The 721-nt window shown below is 33.8% G+C and carries 1 protein-coding gene; it reads right to left on the minus strand.

Annotated elements, in window-relative coordinates:
- The coding region (locus ACS8FD_RS20385) for a hypothetical protein (protein WP_439277205.1) at window positions 1–721 on the minus strand (721 nt) is incomplete at both ends.

Raw genomic sequence — 721 nt, forward strand, 5'->3', positions numbered from 1 at the left:
TTTGTATACTAGCTGGCAGACAATTTCAAGATAGTTGTAAATGTCTGCAGGATGCTTAAAAATGATAAAGTTCTTACTGGGTTGAGCGTTAATAAGGGTATGAAAAACAAACTTATTAATAGCACCTTTATCATTACTTCCTTTATAAATATCACGAAATTTATCTGTCATTCGTATCATATTTTTTCTATCATCACCGTATCTATCCTTTACAGGTAGTAGACTGTGCTTATTGTTTGGATCAAATAGTCTAGGATTACCTTTTGTAGTTTGAAACTCTGATGCCCTCCTTAGTTGCTGCGCATTGTAAAGCCATTTTTCAAACGTATCTTGACTGACATCGTAGATATGCATGAGATATTCATAGTCACCTTTTTCGGTGTAAGCTTCCAAAATTTGATTCACTTCATCGAAAGCATATCTTTTGGTCTTATCAGTTTGTTTGGTTAGATTCTCGCTAACTGATTTACTACTCTTAGGCTGTGGTAACTCTGGTAGTTTCATCTTGTATATAAGATATTCATTAATTTTTAATGGTACGTTTTCAATTTCATATTTTATTCTTCTTGGAGTTTTTAGTAGCGGAGCATGTTTAACAGATAGTTTAAAATCTACATGATATAACAGTAGTCCAATTTGAATATCAGTAAGATGCACATAGGATGCAAACGTTGTACTAGGACTGGCGTGACCTGCTACTCCTGCTAAGGCGTATACTTTT

The sequence above is a fragment of the Psychrobacter sp. 1U2 genome, assembly GCF_051847575.1.